The sequence below is a fragment of the Metabacillus bambusae genome, assembly GCF_017497975.1.
GTDB classification, from domain to species: Bacteria; Bacillota; Bacilli; order Bacillales; family Bacillaceae; genus Metabacillus; species Metabacillus bambusae.
Genome location: NZ_JAGDEL010000004.1, coordinates 312,171 through 327,600, shown reverse-complemented (window position 1 = coordinate 327,600; position 15,430 = coordinate 312,171). Strand labels below are relative to the sequence as shown.

Genomic DNA, 15,430 nt, shown 5'->3' with positions numbered 1-15,430 from the left:
AGCTCCAGCGCCTAGCCCCTCGAGGTCATAAGCCGCAAAAGAATTGAAGACAAAGAACGTCTTCTATTCTTTTGCGTCTTATTGCCCGAGGCTGATCAAGGCGCTTGCGCTTTTCATACGGAAACTTACATCTGAGAGGAGTAGTTAATCTTTATGCGCCATTCTCTCCTGCTAAGAATTGCAGAGCTGAAAGGAAAAATATTTTTTCGCGATTTAAGTATTTGTCTTTTATTTGCAGGTAGTGTGTTATCTGTACAAATGTATCCTTCCTATTTATATATGTTAATTTTAGCATGTAGTTTGATCGGAAGTGTTTTCATCTTTCCGAACTATAAGACGACTGCTTTAACATGCTGTGCATTTATAGGAGGATTCGCTGTTTTTAAATTACTTGAGCAGCCTTTAATGGTCTGGATGCTTGAACAAGATTTCCCTCTAGAGATCGCTGTGATCGTAGGAAGAGTATTAGTATGCTCCTATATAGTGCTTCTTTTCCTAGCAGCTTTTTTCGATCATAAAAAACCAATGCATTATTGGCGTATAGGTAATTTTAGAGAACGTATAGCCTTTCCTTGGATATGGAAAGGATTTGATCATCCCCCAATTTGGCTGTTTATCACTATTTTTTCTCTCATTACAAGTGTGATGTTTATTGTGACAATGTTTGCGATAAAACAAGACTTTACACTTTCAACCCAGCTTGTTATGTATAGTTTGTTATTTGCTTGTATAAATGCACCTTTAGAAGAAATCATGTGGAGGGGCTTTATATTAAGCCGTTTTGTTGACACGATGGGAATTGTTTCTGCTTTAATTGTGACAAGTGTTGGATTTGGCTTTTATCATTATGCATTAGGGATACCTTTGATAGGGTGTATTGGCTTTGCTATTGGCAGCATTTATATGGCTGGTCTAACTATGCGTTCTAACGGCCTACTACCAGTAATTATTTTTCATTTCGTACTCAATTTTTGGATGTTTATGAGTGGGGCGATTACCCATTAAGAAAAAGTTATTTTCCGAAATAAGTTTAGGTTTTGGATAAATAGTTTTCAAAAATTAGACACAAGAAAATGAATCTTTAATGCAATGCATTAATATTTTTGGTGAATCATGCTAAAATAGGGTTGTTTGAACCTATTAAGGAGGAAAAAATTATGACACATGCACATATTACGACATGGCTAGTAGCGATCATTCTTTTCTTCGTAGCTAACTCACTATTTAAATCAGGAAAAGAAAAACCTTTTAAAATTGTTCACATGGTATTACGACTATTCTATGTTTTAATTATTGTAACAGGTATTATCATTGCTTCAGATATTTATAAATTTAGCGGAGAGTATATTGGAAAGATTATTTTAGGTATTTTGACAATTGGAATGATGGAAATGGTCTTAGGAAAGTTAAAAAAAGGCCAACCAACAAAAGTGTTTTGGATCATATTCATTGTTGTCCTTATATTAACAATCTTATTAGGACTCCGACTGCCAATGGGTTTCTGGCTATTTCGCTAGGTAAAATGAAGTGTTTGCTCGTTATTAGAGCGAGCGCTTTTTTTGTGTCGTTTAGGAAATTATAAAATTCTTGAACTGTGGGTAAGTGCACGACATCCAGCTCCAGCGCCTAGCCCCTCGAGGTCATAAGCTAATTTAGAATTGAAGGCAAAGAACGCCTTCTATTCTAAATCATCTTATTTGCCTTAGGCTGATCAAGGCGCTTGCGCTTTTGTTCTGCGACAAAATTAAATCAGCAAGATGATATAAGAAAAACGAAGACTTTCGCATTTATTGTTTGGCGAAGGTTTTCGTTTTCTAACTTTTAGAGTTGAATCTAACATATTTATACTAAATTCGGTGAAACTAGTTTAACATAATGTTTAGTAGGACTATGTGTTAGGAAAGAGTGGCGATTCATTTGATATTGAGAGACATTACTACAAGCAAAAGAGTAGGTATTAGGATTTCACTAATTTATCTTTTAATTAGTATTATTTGGATACTTGCTTCTGACATTCTTATTAATAGCTACATAACCTTGACTTGGGTAAATATCCTAAAGGGTTGGATTTTTGTTTTCATTAACGCACTTTTACTGTATAAATTAATTCAAAGAAATTTTGAAATCGTCACCGAAAAAAAAGAACTTTATCAACAACTTATTGAAAATTCCCTTGAAACAAATCTTATCCATATCGACGGAGAAATTGTTTATATTAATCAAGCAGGTGTAAATCTACTTAAAGCATGTGATAGAAAACAAATAATAGGTAAGTCTGTATTTGATTTTATTCCAACGAATGAGAAAGAGAAAGCTACTTTAAGAATAGAAGAAACAAATACACGTGGAAAATCAAGTCCTATTGTTATTACGTATAAATGTCTTAATGGAGAAGAGATTATTTGTGAATCCTTGGGCTTTATAACAACCTATCAAGGAAAAACTGCAAATCATATATTAGTCAGAGATGTAACGGAAAGAGAAAAAGCGATTGAAAAAATAAATTATCTAGCTTTTTACGATGAATTAACTGGTTTGCCAAATCGAAATAAGCTTTACGCTTATATGGAAAAAGCAATTGGAAATCAAATGGAAGAGGTTTATCCGTTTATTGTGATGTTTATTGATATGGATCGGTTTAAGATCGTAAATGATGCAATGGGACATAGCAGTGGAGATAAGATGCTCAAAGAAGTTGCAATTAGATTATCAGCTTCTGTTCATAAGGATGCACTTGTAGCCCGTTTTGGTGGCGATGAGTTTGTCATTGTCATGCCTCATATGAAAAAAGATCAGTCACCAATATTTGCTCAGCAGATTATCGAAATGTTTAAAAATCCAATTCATATTGATCAAAACGAGGTTTACACAACGCCTAGCATTGGCATTACTTGTTATCCGGATGATGGAGATGATGTTGATACATTGATTGAAAATGCAGATACAGCTATGTACTTTGCTAAAAAGACCGGGAAAAATAAATATAAAGTATTCTCACAACTATTACGTGATGATCTAAATAATCATTTTATTTTAGAAAATGGGCTTAGAAAAGCATTGGAGAAAAATGAATTCATTCTACAATATCAACCTCAGCTTAATCTCGAAACGGGTTCTGTCATTGGTGTTGAAAGCTTGATCAGATGGAATCACCCTAAAAAAGGTTTACTGTCTCCAGCATTATTTATTCCGGTAGCTGAGGAAAATGGACTTATTGCTCAAATTGGTTATTGGGTGTTGGATACAGCATGTCGTCAGTTAACATTATGGCATGAAAAGGGACTAACGGATTTAACCATGGGTGTAAATATTTCTCCTATTCAATTTCTTCATAAGGATTTTATTAAACATTTAGAAAAAATATTAACTGATAACAAACTCGACCCTAAGTATTTAAATTTAGAGATAACAGAAAGTGTGTTTATGAACATTAATGAATCTTTATTTTTGTTAAAAAAATTAAAAGAAATTGGCGTTAAGATTTCGATTGATGATTTTGGAACGGGATATTCTTCTTTAAGTGTGCTGAAGGACCTTCCAATTGATTATTTGAAGATTGATAAATCATTTGTAGATGATCTTCACTCAAATGAGAAAAATATTGTGCAGCCAATTATTGATATGGGCAATAATTTGAACTTACAATTAATAGCTGAAGGAATTGAATGTAAGGAACAATTAATGATTCTTAAAGAAAAAAAATGTCATATTGGACAAGGGTATTACTTTTGTAAACCTATGGATGTGAATGTAGCTGAAGCGTTTTTAAAAAATAATTTAAAATAAAGTAAGCTTGAAAACCTACCAATGGTTTCAAGCTTTATACCTCAAGTTATAAATGACGTCCTCAGTTAATATTTAGACATAATAAGGCTTCTATCACCTAAACTAGTAGTAAATTCTATTCGATCTGAGGAGTGAACCCCCCGCTCAAAGTGATGTTGAACCGCACAAATACAATCTTCATTATCAAATTGATAGAAGGATACGCCTTTTTTATGAACCTTGTTTTCAAAAAATAGATGTTGATTGTAGGAATAAACACAATCATATGGTGAAAATGATAAGGAGTTAAGATATTTTATAAACTGGATAAATGTCTCGTCACGTAATTCCTTTAACATTTCATCTAGTGCAACAGGAAGCCTTTTTCTAATCCGTATGGTTTCCCCTGAATTTAGTGAAAATAAACCAAGCTCTGTTTTCACCTTACCCAATCCCATCCATTTTCCAGGTTTCCACCCATGTGGACTAAGAATTTCAAAATCATAATCTCGAATCTCTTCTAATAAATGAAGTTCATCATTCATATCATCATATATAACATATTGATCGTTCGTTACTTCAATCAAACCAATTAAGTACGAACGTTTTTGATTTAACAACAGATCTGTTCGTTTATAAGGACACATTCATTTTACCCTCCAGTGATTGTGAAACATGTAACAAGAGTTTTTAAGTGGTTTATTCTTCGTTTTAGACAAAATTGGCAATGTTTATGCATGATCAAATTTTCTTAGGACAAATCAACAATTTATTTTGTTGGGCATACAATAAAATCTGCGATAGGTAATAGGACGTGATGTATTTAGCTTAGGCTCTTTTCTGAGAGATTGTTGCTTTTAAAACAAAAACTATTTGGTTGATTGGAGATTGTGAGACTCCTGCGGGAGTAGCGGGACATGTGAGACTCATACAGGCGTTTACGCCGTGGAGGCTCACCGCCCGCCCCGCGGAAAGCGAGCATCTCTCGCTGCAATTAACCACACCGCATTACTTGGTAATTAGCAACAAAGTTTACGAAAACAGCCTTAGCTTAAGTTAAATTACACTAGGGAGATGATGCTTCAATGTGTGGGATTACAGGGTGGATTAATTTTAAAGAGAATATAGGCACTGCACAGGATACAGTGATGAAAATGACAGAAACGTTAGCAAAAAGGGGCCCAGATGATACGAACATATGGGGAGAAAATTGCGTGTTATTCGGTCATAAACGTTTAATTGTAGTTGATCCGGAATGTGGAATCCAACCGATGACTCGTACGAAAGAGGGGAATTCATATACAATTTGTTATAACGGTGAACTATATAACACAGAGGATATCCGAAAGGTCCTTTTAGCGAAGGGGTACACGTTTAAAGGTCATTCAGATACAGAAGTATTGCTGCAATCCTACATTGAGTGGGAAGAAGAGTGTGTGCATCATCTTAATGGGATTTTTGCCTTTGCTGTTTGGGATTCTGCTAAGCAGAAGTTATTCATAGGAAGGGACCGTTTAGGAGTAAAACCATTATTTTACAAAGAAGAAAATGGCTCACTTATTTTCGGTTCCGAATTAAAAGCAATATTAGCTCATCCATCTGTTTCGGCAGTGTTAGATAAAACAGGTTTGTCTGAAATTTTCGGTGTTGGTCCTTCAAGAACACCTGGTGTTGGTGTCTTTAAAGGGATTGACGAACTACGTCCAGCGCATGCTCTCATTTATACCAAGGATGGACTAAAAAAGTGGCGTTACTGGAATGTTGAAAGTAAGCAGCATGTAGATACATTAGAGGAAACAGCTGAAAAAGTTCGTTATTTATTTACAGATGCCGTACAAAGACAGCTTGTATCTGATGTGCCTTTATGTACATTTCTATCTGGTGGGTTAGATTCAAGTGCGATAACAGCAGTTGCAGCAGAACATTATAAAAAAGAAGGTAAAGGAAGACTTCATACTTATTCGATTGATTATGAGGATAATGAAAAGTTTTTTAAAGCAAATGAGTTTCAACCAAATTCAGATGCACCTTGGATTGAAAAAATGAGTGAAACGTTCAATACTGTTCACCATCGAAGTGTAATTACCCAACAGGAGTTAGTGGATCACTTAATAGAGGCGACAACTGTTCGCGATTTACCAGGTATGGCTGATGTTGATTCTTCCTTGCTTTGGTTTTGTCGAGAGATTAAAAAGGATTTTGTTGTTGGATTATCAGGAGAATGTGCAGATGAAATCTTTGGGGGATATCCATGGTTCCATCGACCAGATGATTTAGCAAGAACAGCTTTTCCATGGATGCGTTCAACAGATGAAAGAATAAAGCTGTTAAAGCCAGAATGGCAGGATAAATTAAAATTAAACGAGTATGTGCAAGCACGATATCAAGAAACAGTCAATGAAACACCACTACTTGATGGTGAGTCAGAAATAGAGGCGCAAAGACGACAACTCTTTTATTTAAACATCCATTGGTTTATGGCTAACTTATTAGATCGGAAAGATCGTATGAGCATGGGCGCAAGCTTAGAGGTTCGTGTACCATTTGCTGATCATCGTCTCGTGGAATACGTATGGAATATCCCTTGGGATGTGAAAATGCACAGAGACCGTGAAAAGGGCATTTTACGTAAAGCATTAGAGGGATTACTTCCAGATGAAGTTCTGTATCGTAAGAAAAGTCCATATCCAAAAACGCATAATCCAGAGTATACCAGATTGGTGAAAAATTGGCTTCAATCATTAGTTAACAATAAAGACTCTATATTACATGTACTCTTAAATAAACAAGCATTAACTGACATTATTGAGTCTGAAGGTAGAGCGTTTCAGGTGCCTTGGTATGGTCAATTAATGTCTGGACCGCAGCTTTTGGCGCACTTAGCTCAGATTCATGTATGGTTTGAAAATTATTCGATAGATATTGATGAACGATAAGAATAAACGAAGGGACTGCATTTATGCAGTCCCTAAAATTTTGTAGATTTGTCCAGGATGTTCTTTTCTTCTGATCTAGAAGGCTATTGAATTTCTAAAGATTATCCTATTTTATTAGGAATTATTATAGATAAATTGGCATTCACCATTTTCAACCAGAGACTGGCCTCAGACTACTGAAATCTGATTAGGATGCAGCAGGCCGTTCTGCGAACCTCTTTGTCATCCATGTACGTGATTTCCAACGATACAGCATAATGATCCCTCTAATCCATTCATCTGCTATAAACGCCATCCAAACACCAACAAGACCTAAATTAAAATGAATGCCTAATATATAGGCGATCGGAACACTCACCCCCCATTGTGAGAGAATCCCCATATAAGTTGGGAAACGAATATCTCCTGCAGCCCGAAGTGAACCTATAAGAACCATATTAAATGCCCTTCCGGGTTCGAGTAAAATGGTTAGAAGAACAAGGGTCCCACCGATTTCTAAAATACTTTCATTAGAAGTGAAAATTCCAAGTAGGCTATCAGAAAATAAACTGAAGATGATTGCCATAAGAGTTGAAATGAAAATACCTGCATATAGACTTTTTAAACCTCGTTTATAAGCTGCATCATAATCCTTTGCTCCTATTAAATAGCCTATTAATATTTGCGTTCCTTGACTTACTGCTAAACTGAACAACATCATGAACATCATTAGATTTTGTGTATATATTTTAGTTGTTAATGCCTCGGTTCCTATCATTGTAATAAAGAATGTAATAACCATTTGTGATGTGTTATATGAAAGTTGTTCACCTGCAGTAGGTACACCAATATGCAACAGATTCTTTATATGGTGTGTTGGTAGCTTAAACAGCTCTTTAAGGTTGATTGTAAAGTGAACACGTTGTTTTAAAATATATAATATTACAAGTAATCCAATCAATCGTGATATAACCGTAGATATGGCAACACCTGGCACTCCAAGCACAGGTAAGCCAAACGGTCCAAAAATAAACAAGTAATTTCCAATGATATGAATAATATTCATACCGATCGTGATGTACATTGTATCTCTGGTATAACCATAGCTTTTAAGAATAGCACTTGCAGTCATAATTAATGCTTGAATAAATGAAAAGCCACCTACAAGTTGCAAATAAATAGTTGCCTCAGGTAAGAGTTCTCTTGGTAGATTCATCAGTAAAAGGATATCCTCACTTGCAATGACAATGACTGCACTTATAAGAATACTTATTAAAAGGTTTGCAGATAGTGATACAGATGATATCTCTTTTGCATCCTTGTAATTATTCGCACCTAAATATCTGGCAACAAGTATTGTTGTTCCTGTTGCGATAAACCCAAACATGACAATAATTAGAAATAAAATTTGATTTGATACACCAACAGCAGCCACTGCATTATCCGAATATTGGCTAAGCATAAGTGTATCGGCACTCCCCATTAACATATGGAGCATTACTTCAATGAAAATTGGCCATGTTAGAGCAAATAATGTCATTTTACGATCTTGTCTTGTTAATGACATATTTCTCAACTCCTTCAATTATACGTTTATAATCCTTACTTAGTTTACAGACGTTGTTGTATAATAGAAAGAGAGTAATACGATAATTTTTGGAGAAATACGACTATAAGGAAGATCGCCAATGTCCTATATTGAATTTAAGATTCCCCCATTTCCTACCTTAATTACAGGGGGTTATGCAATATTTGAAAAAGGAACGAAACACTTTAGAAGAGTATTTACAGTGTTTGATTTGATCTACGTTAAATCAGGTGAATTGTATATGACAGAGGATGATATTCCATATACAGTAGGCGCGGGACAATACATTATATTAGTTCCAGGATTTGAACACTTTGGTCATAAAGGCAGCCAAGTAAAAACGGAATACTATTGGCTTCATTTTTTAATGCCTTCAAATTATGATCTTGTTGATAAAGGTATTGAGAATTGGTCTGATATTCAAGAATCGGAGGGCGATCTTGTCACCCCATCAAGCTATCGATTTTGTCTGCCATGTTTTGGAGAGATTGAGAATGTGAAGTTCGTAGAAAATATCTTTGAAAACTTAATGAGTATGAATCATCAAACACCAGATTATCAGCTGAGACAACAACTGTATTTTCAAGAATTTCTTCTCCATCTGCAAAAAGAAGCATGTAAAATTCCAACTGCTGCTGAACGAGTTGTTGAGGAAACAGTAAAATATATACAGGAACATTTTAAAGAAGAAGTGAAAATGGAGGATATTGCAAAATACCTTCACTTTCACCCAGATTATATTACACGCTGTATGCAAAAAGTTATTGGTGTTACACCAAATATGTATTTAAACCAGTATCGAATGAATGAAGCGAAAAAGAAGTTGGCAACAACAGATGACAAAGTTGCCAGCATCTCCCAAGAGATTGGAATTTTAGATTCAACTTATTTCTCAAAACTTTTTAAAAGATTAGAGGGCTTAAGCCCCCTCGAGTATAGAAAAGTGATCCATCGACGAGAAAGAAGAGGCTAAAGACTACTTATTTATTAGTAAAAACGTAAAATCATATGGTTCAAGCGTAACTGAAATATGGTCAGTATGTGCTGAGAATTCTTCCATTTTCCATAAATCGAGTATGGTTTGATCGTGTAAATCTAGTGGCAATGGAAGAGTTTGTTTAGCAGGATGATTATTCATGACAGCAAGGAAAAGCTGTTTGTCATTTTCTTTGCTATAACATAAATAATTTTGTTCATTACTAGCTTCCAAAACTTTAAAGGTGCCTTCGTTTGCTAGAATTGGATAGCTTTTTCGTAAATTTAGTAGTTTTTTAAAAAATTCTAGCATATCATGATCCTGCTCTTCCTTTTTCCATACCATACACTTTCTACATCCGGGATCTTGCTCACCTGTAAGTCCAACTTCATCACCATAATAAATTGAGGGTGAACCTGTAAAGCTAAGCTGAAAAGCGGTTAGTAGCTTTACTTTTTGTTTATTCATACGTGCAAGGTTTAAAAGGCGAGGTGTATCATGACTCCCAACTAGATTAAAAGCCGCCTCCTGAACGGTTTTTGGATATTGATGTAAATAGGCTTGCAGATCAAGACTAAATTGTTCAGCACCGATCGCATCATAAGCAAAAAAGCGAAGCAGGTGATTTGCTAAAGGATAATTCATTACAGCATCGAATTGGTCACCCTGAAGCCATGGCATAGCATCATGCCATACTTCTCCAACAAGGTACACATCCTTATTAACGTTTTTCACAGCCTGTCTAAATTCTCGCCAAAATTGATGATCAATTTCGTTTGCAACATCCAGTCTCCAGCCATCAATTTGAAATTCTCTTACCCAATATTGGCCTACCTCAAGTAAGTACTTTTTTAATTCTGGGTTTTGTGTGTTTAACTTCGGCATCGATTTTTCAAATGCAAATGTATGATATTGCGGTGATTCATGATTCGGTTGATTTGAAGAAAGATGAAACCAATCCTTATAGGCAGAGCTTTCTCCATTTTTTAATACATCCTGGAAAGGGGGAAACCCCTCACCACAGTGATTAAATACTGCATCGAGCATCACCTTTATTCCATGCTTGTGACATTCAGAAACTAATCGTTTAAAGGTTTGTTTATCACCAAATTGAGGATCTATTTCCATATAATCGATCGAATCATATTTATGATTTGAACGAGCTTTGAAAATAGGGGTAAAGTAAATTCCGCTAATTCCTAAATCAACTAAATAATCGAGATATTGGATGACACCTTCAAAGTCACCGCCAAAGATCGTAGTAGCTGTTGGTTCGGTACTATTCCAAGAAAGAGTTCCGATTGGATCATTTTCAGAATTCCCATTTGCAAAACGGTCAGGGAATATTTGATACCAGACAGTGTCCTTAACCCAGCTTGGCGCAGTAAAGCGATCAGATGGGTGGTGAAAAGGGAAGCAAAAATAAGCTGAAAAATCATCGTGAACAGTATCACTAAATCCCCTTTCTGTGTAAAAAATCTCTTGTTCATTATTTTTCAAATGGAACGCATATCGCATCCGTCGCTGTGGTGGAATGACTTCAACAACCCAATAATCAAATAACTCGTCACATCCACTTTTCTGCATTTGAACAGAGGAATGTCTCCAATTATTGTTTTCAAATTCAAAAGGATCACCATAATAAAGAAACATACTATTTATGTCATTACGTTTTGTCCGTATTTGGATATGTATCGTATCGTCATTACTTGCATAGGCAAACTGATTTTTTGGTCGATGGTAAATGGCTTCTTTAAGCATAATTCCTCCTTCATATTCCATTCCCAGATTTTAACGATCTATAATATAATCGACACATATTTAAAAAATTAACCAATATAAGTTTGACGTGCTATGAGTGAAAACGCTACTCTTAACATAGTAGACAAAATATATTAGCGATTTTAGGAGGAACGGAACGAATATGCGAAGGCAAGCTTTAAAACTATTACTAATTCCGTTTCTTCTTTTTTACTCCTTACCAGTAAGTGCAGATGAAAAAGAAGAAAAAACATTGCAGGAAGAATTAATTTATTATGTTGTTGTCGATCGTTTTAATAATGGGAACCCCCATAATGATGGGGATGATCTAGATCCACAGAACCCAGAAGCTTATCATGGCGGGGATATAGAAGGAATAATAAAGAAATTAGATTACCTTCAAGAAATGGGTTTTACCACAATTGCTCTATCATCAATTTTCGCAAATGAGGCAGCTGGTTATGCTGGAGATCTAATAGAGGATCACAATAAAGTAGAAGAGCATTTCGGAAGCTTAGAAGATTTGAAGCGATTAGTTGATGAATCACATAAAAGAGATATGAAGATTATGTTAGAGTTTGTTGCAAACCATGTTGGACCTAATCATCCTTGGGTAGAGGACGAAAAAAAACTGCAATGGTTTCATGACGAAGTAGAATTAACAGACGTACAAAATGAAGAGAACAGATTAAAGGGATGGTATAAAGGGCTTCCTGATCTTGCCACTGAAAATCCAGAAACTAGAGCTTACTTAATTGATGCGGCGAAGTGGTGGGTAGAAGAAACAAAGATTGATGGCTATTATATTGACCATGCTGATACGATTGAACCGGAATTTTGGCAGTTATTTCATGATGAGATTGAAAAGGTAAACAAGAACTTTTATTTACTTGGTTCATTGCTAGATAATCGAGATGAAACAATATCTGCTTACAAAGAGGCCGGGTTTCATTCACTCTTAAATGAACGCTTTTTTGAAGAAGCTTCAGATATGTTTGCAAATATCGATCAACCTTTTACAGTTGTAACTAAAATAGTAGAGCAATCATCAAAAAAGCTGAGTACATATATTGACAATGATAATACAGTTCGTTTTACTAGAAAATCAATTGAAAATCAACAACATCCTGGAATTAGATTAAAAATGGCATTTTCCTATATGTACACAATTCCAGGCACCCCTGTTGTTTATTATGGTTCTGAAATAGCTATTGATGGAGGAGAGCCTCCAGAAAATCGACCATTAATGAACTTTCAATCTGATGAAGAGCTGATTGATTATATAGCTAAGCTAGCAACTATTAGAAAGAGTTTACCAGCTTTAACAAACGGTGATTATCAAGTTTTGTATGAAAAAGAAGGAATGATTCTTTTTAAAAGGACATTTGAAGATGAGACCGTTATTGTCGCCATCAATAATACATCTGCTTCACAAAATGTTATAATCCCAGCTTCTGAAATTGCAGAAAATAAGGAGCTTCGAGGTTTAGTGACAGGTGATTCCTTTGAAGAGGAAAATGGTGAATATGAGTTTATTATTGACCGTGAATTAGCTGAGGTTTATGAAATGAAGGATAAAAAAGGCTTGAATTTACCGTTTATTAGTGTGTTTATCGTTATCCCAGTTTTATTTATTTTGTTTTTAATTGCTGCAAAAAAACGTGGACAAAGGAATAGTTCGTAATAGGAGAGAGTTGATGATGAGTCAGCTCTTTTTTTGGTTAGATATACGCCTTGCTAGCTACTATTCTATAATCAACACAAAAAACTTTATGATTTATTTACTTGAAAAAAGAAGCATAGTGGTTTATTATGTAATTGATCAATCACTTACTTTTGTGTAAAGGGAGTCTTTAACGATGGTTAGGCAAAAAAAGGAGCAACGTTTGGATGAACTTCTTGAGGCAGGTTTAGAAGTATTCGCAGACAGGGGCTATTATAATACAACAACTGCGCTAATTGCAGAAAAAGCAGGTATTTCACAATCTTATGTCTTTCGATTCTTTAAAACAAAGGAAGAACTATTTGTTGCAGCACTTGACCGTGCATTTGAAAGAATTCTACAAACTTTTAAAGATGTAGAGGCGAAGCCTGAGCATTTGGTCAAAGAAATGGTAAAAGCGTATGAAAATTTATCCGCTTCCCATCCGAATGAAATTGCACTGCAAGTAATAGGGTTTTCAGTAACAGAAGAATCAATCAGAAATTCTACGAGAATAGGTTTGTCACGCATTAGAAGTTTTACCTTGGATAAATTTCACTCGGCGGGAATTAACAATGCTGAGAGAGAAGTAACGACATTCCTTGCGATAGGAATTTTGTGTAATATTTCTTCATTTATCGATTTACCAGAACTCATTAATGGAGAACAAAATAAATAACCGATTAAAGTCGGTTTTTATTTTAATACTTTAGTAATTGATCAATCACTCACAAAATTAAATGAAAGAAGTGGTTAAAATGGAAAAAGCAATCGTATTAGGAGCAACGGGTGGAACAGGCCAAGCAATTGTCGCGGAATTACTAGCTAGAGGTGTAAAGGTCGTAGCTTTTGGTCGATCTGAAAGCAAATTAAAACAATTAATGATCGAGCACCATGCTACACAACAATTAACCTATAAGATGGGGGACATATTTGAGTATAAAACCATTGTAGAGGCAGCAGAAGATGTGGATGTAATGTTCCAATGTGCTAACGTTCAATATCAAGAAATGGCAGAAAAGCTCCTGTTGCTTGGTGAAAGTGTGATGAAGGCGGCAGATTTTCTTGGTAAAAAAATAGTCATAGTAGATGGCATATATGTTTACGGACATCAAGTCGATATAGGTAATGAAAATCATCCAAAACAACCACATACGAAGAAAGGTAGGATAAGGGTAGAGTTCGAAAAGTTAGTTTTTAATAAGAAATGGAAAAAAGCAAAACCATTAATTGTTAGACTACCAGATTACTATGGTCCTACCTCACAGAATTCTTATTTACAGCCTACATTGACTGGTATAGCAGCAAATAAAATGTCAGTATTTATCGGGAACTTAAAAACACCAAGGGAATATGTCTATTTACCAGATGCAGCAAAAATGATTGTGAACATTGCTGAAAAAAATGAAAGCTATGGAGAGAATTGGAATATACCTGGCCTTGGATTGATTTCAGGAGATGAGATCATTCAGATGGCACGCGATATAACTGGAAATAGAAAAATCGTCATCCCCTTAAATAAACAGGTTATTCGCATAAGTGGATTGTTTGATTCATTTATGAAAGAGGTTGTGGAGATTATGTACCTTACTGAAGAAGGATTTCAACTGAGTGGAGAAAAATATGAGAACCGTATAGGACCAATTCTAGCTACTCCTTATAAAAAAGGACTGGAAGAAACGTTAAGGTTTTTAATGAGTAAACGAGGATGACTCAAAGAGTGACCCTCGTAATTTTGGTCGAACTAGCTCATTCGATCTTTTACCCGTTAACTATTTTTCCACCGTTCACATGAATCATCTGACCTGACATGTAAGAAGAATCATCACTTGCTAAGAAAACATAAGCTGGTGCTAATTCTTCTGGCTGTCCCGGTCGTTTCATTGGTGTGTTTGCTCCAAATGTAGCTACTTGATCAGCCGGAAAAGTAGAAGGGATTAATGGAGTCCAAATTGGACCAGGTGCCACAGCATTGACGCGAATCCCTTTACCTGCTAGAGAAAGGGCTAAGGATCTAGTAAAGGTTGTAATAGCACCTTTTGTAGCTGAATAATCAATCAACTGCTCATTACCTGCATAAGCAGTTACAGATGAGGTGTTCACAATTGCACTACCGTTCTTTAAATGTGGAAGAGCGGCTTTTGTTAAATAAAAGAAAGAGAAGATGTTTGTTCGAAATGTCCTTTCAAGCTGCTCACTTGTTATGTCTTCAATCCCTTGTTGGGGATGCTGTTCAGCCGCATTGTTTACTAGTATATCTAATCTTCCGAATGTGTTCATTGTTTCTGATACGATTTGCTGGCATACTTTTTCATCACCAATATCACCGGATACAAGCAGGCACTTTTGTCCTTGTTCTTCAACATGCTTTTTTGTTTCGTCTGCATCTTTTTGTTCATCTAAATAGGAAATAACAACATCTGCGCCTTCCTTAGCAAAAAATACGGCAACAGCTCGTCCAATTCCACTATCCCCACCAGTAATAATCGCAACCTTGTTTTTAAGTTTTCCACTTCCAGTATAGGTTGAATCATCAAATTTAGGTGTTGGATTCATCATATCCTCATGACCTGGCTGTACATCTTGATGCTGTGGCGGCATTGTTTGTTTCGGTTGATTTTGTTGATTGTTACTCAATATAATTACCTCCTCGAATTAACTGCCGTATAGTAGTATGTGAAAAAACGTCTAAAAGTATGTTTAGGTGAAGTGGTTTTGATATT

General features: G+C 35.4%; 12 protein-coding genes. 8 read left to right on the top strand and 4 right to left on the bottom strand.

Annotated elements, in window-relative coordinates; all coding sequences use genetic code 11:
* Positions 1 to 153: 153 nt before the first annotated feature.
* The 3 genes from I7822_RS08300 to I7822_RS08290 all read left to right on the top strand — a co-directional run bounded on the left by I7822_RS08300 (position 154) and on the right by I7822_RS08290 (position 3,786).
* Positions 154 to 1,005 (top strand): CPBP family intramembrane glutamic endopeptidase, encoded by an 852-nt coding sequence (locus I7822_RS08300; RefSeq protein ID WP_207976852.1) that lies wholly within the window; start codon positions 154 to 156, stop codon positions 1,003 to 1,005.
* 152 nt (positions 1,006 to 1,157) lie between these two features.
* Positions 1,158 to 1,517, top strand: coding sequence for a YisL family protein (locus tag I7822_RS08295; RefSeq protein ID WP_207976850.1), 360 nt, complete (start codon positions 1,158 to 1,160; stop codon positions 1,515 to 1,517).
* Between the two features lie 400 nt (positions 1,518 to 1,917).
* Positions 1,918 to 3,786 (top strand): EAL domain-containing protein, encoded by a 1,869-nt coding sequence (locus I7822_RS08290; RefSeq protein WP_207976848.1) that lies wholly within the window; start codon positions 1,918 to 1,920, stop codon positions 3,784 to 3,786.
* Positions 3,787 to 3,851: 65 nt separating this feature from the next.
* On the opposite strand, the gene I7822_RS08285 is transcribed toward I7822_RS08290, so the two are convergent.
* On the bottom strand, positions 3,852 to 4,412 hold the full coding sequence (locus I7822_RS08285) for a DUF2777 family protein (protein WP_207976846.1): 561 nt from the start codon (positions 4,410 to 4,412) through the stop codon (positions 3,852 to 3,854).
* Between the two features lie 438 nt (positions 4,413 to 4,850).
* On the opposite strand from I7822_RS08285, the gene asnB reads away from it, so the two are divergent.
* Positions 4,851 to 6,701 carry an asparagine synthase (glutamine-hydrolyzing) gene (gene asnB / locus I7822_RS08280; protein WP_207976844.1) on the top strand — a complete coding sequence of 617 codons (1,851 nt, stop codon included), beginning with the start codon at positions 4,851 to 4,853 and terminating at the stop codon, positions 6,699 to 6,701.
* Positions 6,702 to 6,888: 187 nt separating this feature from the next.
* On the opposite strand, the gene I7822_RS08275 is transcribed toward asnB, so the two are convergent.
* Positions 6,889 to 8,247, bottom strand: a complete 1,359-nt coding sequence (locus tag I7822_RS08275; RefSeq protein ID WP_207976842.1) for an MATE family efflux transporter — start codon at positions 8,245 to 8,247, stop codon at positions 6,889 to 6,891.
* A 121-nt stretch (positions 8,248 to 8,368) separates the two neighbouring features.
* Between I7822_RS08275 and I7822_RS08270 the strand changes: the two genes are divergently transcribed.
* Entirely contained in the window at positions 8,369 to 9,241 is an 873-nt protein-coding gene (locus tag I7822_RS08270; RefSeq protein WP_207976840.1) for a helix-turn-helix domain-containing protein, read from the top strand.
* Positions 9,242 to 9,244: 3 nt separating this feature from the next.
* On the opposite strand, the gene I7822_RS08265 is transcribed toward I7822_RS08270, so the two are convergent.
* Positions 9,245 to 11,005 carry an alpha-glycosidase gene (locus I7822_RS08265; protein WP_207976838.1) on the bottom strand — a complete coding sequence of 587 codons (1,761 nt, stop codon included), beginning with the start codon at positions 11,003 to 11,005 and terminating at the stop codon, positions 9,245 to 9,247.
* 163 nt (positions 11,006 to 11,168) lie between these two features.
* Between I7822_RS08265 and I7822_RS08260 the strand changes: the two genes are divergently transcribed.
* The 3 genes from I7822_RS08260 (at position 11,169) to I7822_RS08250 (ending at position 14,419) form a co-directional block, all read left to right on the top strand.
* Positions 11,169 to 12,689 carry an alpha-amylase family glycosyl hydrolase gene (locus I7822_RS08260; protein ID WP_207976836.1) on the top strand — a complete coding sequence of 507 codons (1,521 nt, stop codon included), beginning with the start codon at positions 11,169 to 11,171 and terminating at the stop codon, positions 12,687 to 12,689.
* 175 nt (positions 12,690 to 12,864) lie between these two features.
* The gene (locus I7822_RS08255; RefSeq protein ID WP_207976834.1) at positions 12,865 to 13,386 is read left to right on the top strand and encodes a TetR/AcrR family transcriptional regulator; all 522 of its coding nucleotides are present in this window, start codon (positions 12,865 to 12,867) and stop codon (positions 13,384 to 13,386) included.
* A 79-nt stretch (positions 13,387 to 13,465) separates the two neighbouring features.
* Positions 13,466 to 14,419, top strand: coding sequence for an SDR family NAD(P)-dependent oxidoreductase (locus I7822_RS08250; RefSeq protein ID WP_207976833.1), 954 nt, complete (start codon positions 13,466 to 13,468; stop codon positions 14,417 to 14,419).
* A 49-nt stretch (positions 14,420 to 14,468) separates the two neighbouring features.
* On the opposite strand, the gene I7822_RS08245 is transcribed toward I7822_RS08250, so the two are convergent.
* On the bottom strand, positions 14,469 to 15,344 hold the full coding sequence (locus I7822_RS08245; protein WP_207976831.1) for an SDR family oxidoreductase: 876 nt from the start codon (positions 15,342 to 15,344) through the stop codon (positions 14,469 to 14,471).
* Positions 15,345 to 15,430: the final 86 nt, after the last annotated feature.

Bases quoted from the DNA above. Each gene is read 5' to 3' on its own strand.
- I7822_RS08265 (WP_207976838.1), bottom strand. From the start codon at position 11,005: ATGCTTAAAGAAGCCATTTACCATCGACCAAAAAATCAGTTTGCCTAT.
- I7822_RS08260 (WP_207976836.1), top strand. From the start codon at position 11,169: ATGCGAAGGCAAGCTTTAAAACTATTACTAATTCCGTTTCTTCTTTTT.
- I7822_RS08295 (WP_207976850.1), top strand. From the start codon at position 1,158: ATGACACATGCACATATTACGACATGGCTAGTAGCGATCATTCTTTTC.
- I7822_RS08300 (WP_207976852.1), top strand. From the start codon at position 154: ATGCGCCATTCTCTCCTGCTAAGAATTGCAGAGCTGAAAGGAAAAATA.
- I7822_RS08250 (WP_207976833.1), top strand. From the start codon at position 13,466: ATGGAAAAAGCAATCGTATTAGGAGCAACGGGTGGAACAGGCCAAGCA.
- I7822_RS08275 (WP_207976842.1), bottom strand. From the start codon at position 8,247: ATGTCATTAACAAGACAAGATCGTAAAATGACATTATTTGCTCTAACA.
- I7822_RS08285 (WP_207976846.1), bottom strand. From the start codon at position 4,412: ATGTGTCCTTATAAACGAACAGATCTGTTGTTAAATCAAAAACGTTCG.
- asnB (WP_207976844.1), top strand. From the start codon at position 4,851: ATGTGTGGGATTACAGGGTGGATTAATTTTAAAGAGAATATAGGCACT.
- I7822_RS08270 (WP_207976840.1), top strand. From the start codon at position 8,369: ATGTCCTATATTGAATTTAAGATTCCCCCATTTCCTACCTTAATTACA.
- I7822_RS08255 (WP_207976834.1), top strand. From the start codon at position 12,865: ATGGTTAGGCAAAAAAAGGAGCAACGTTTGGATGAACTTCTTGAGGCA.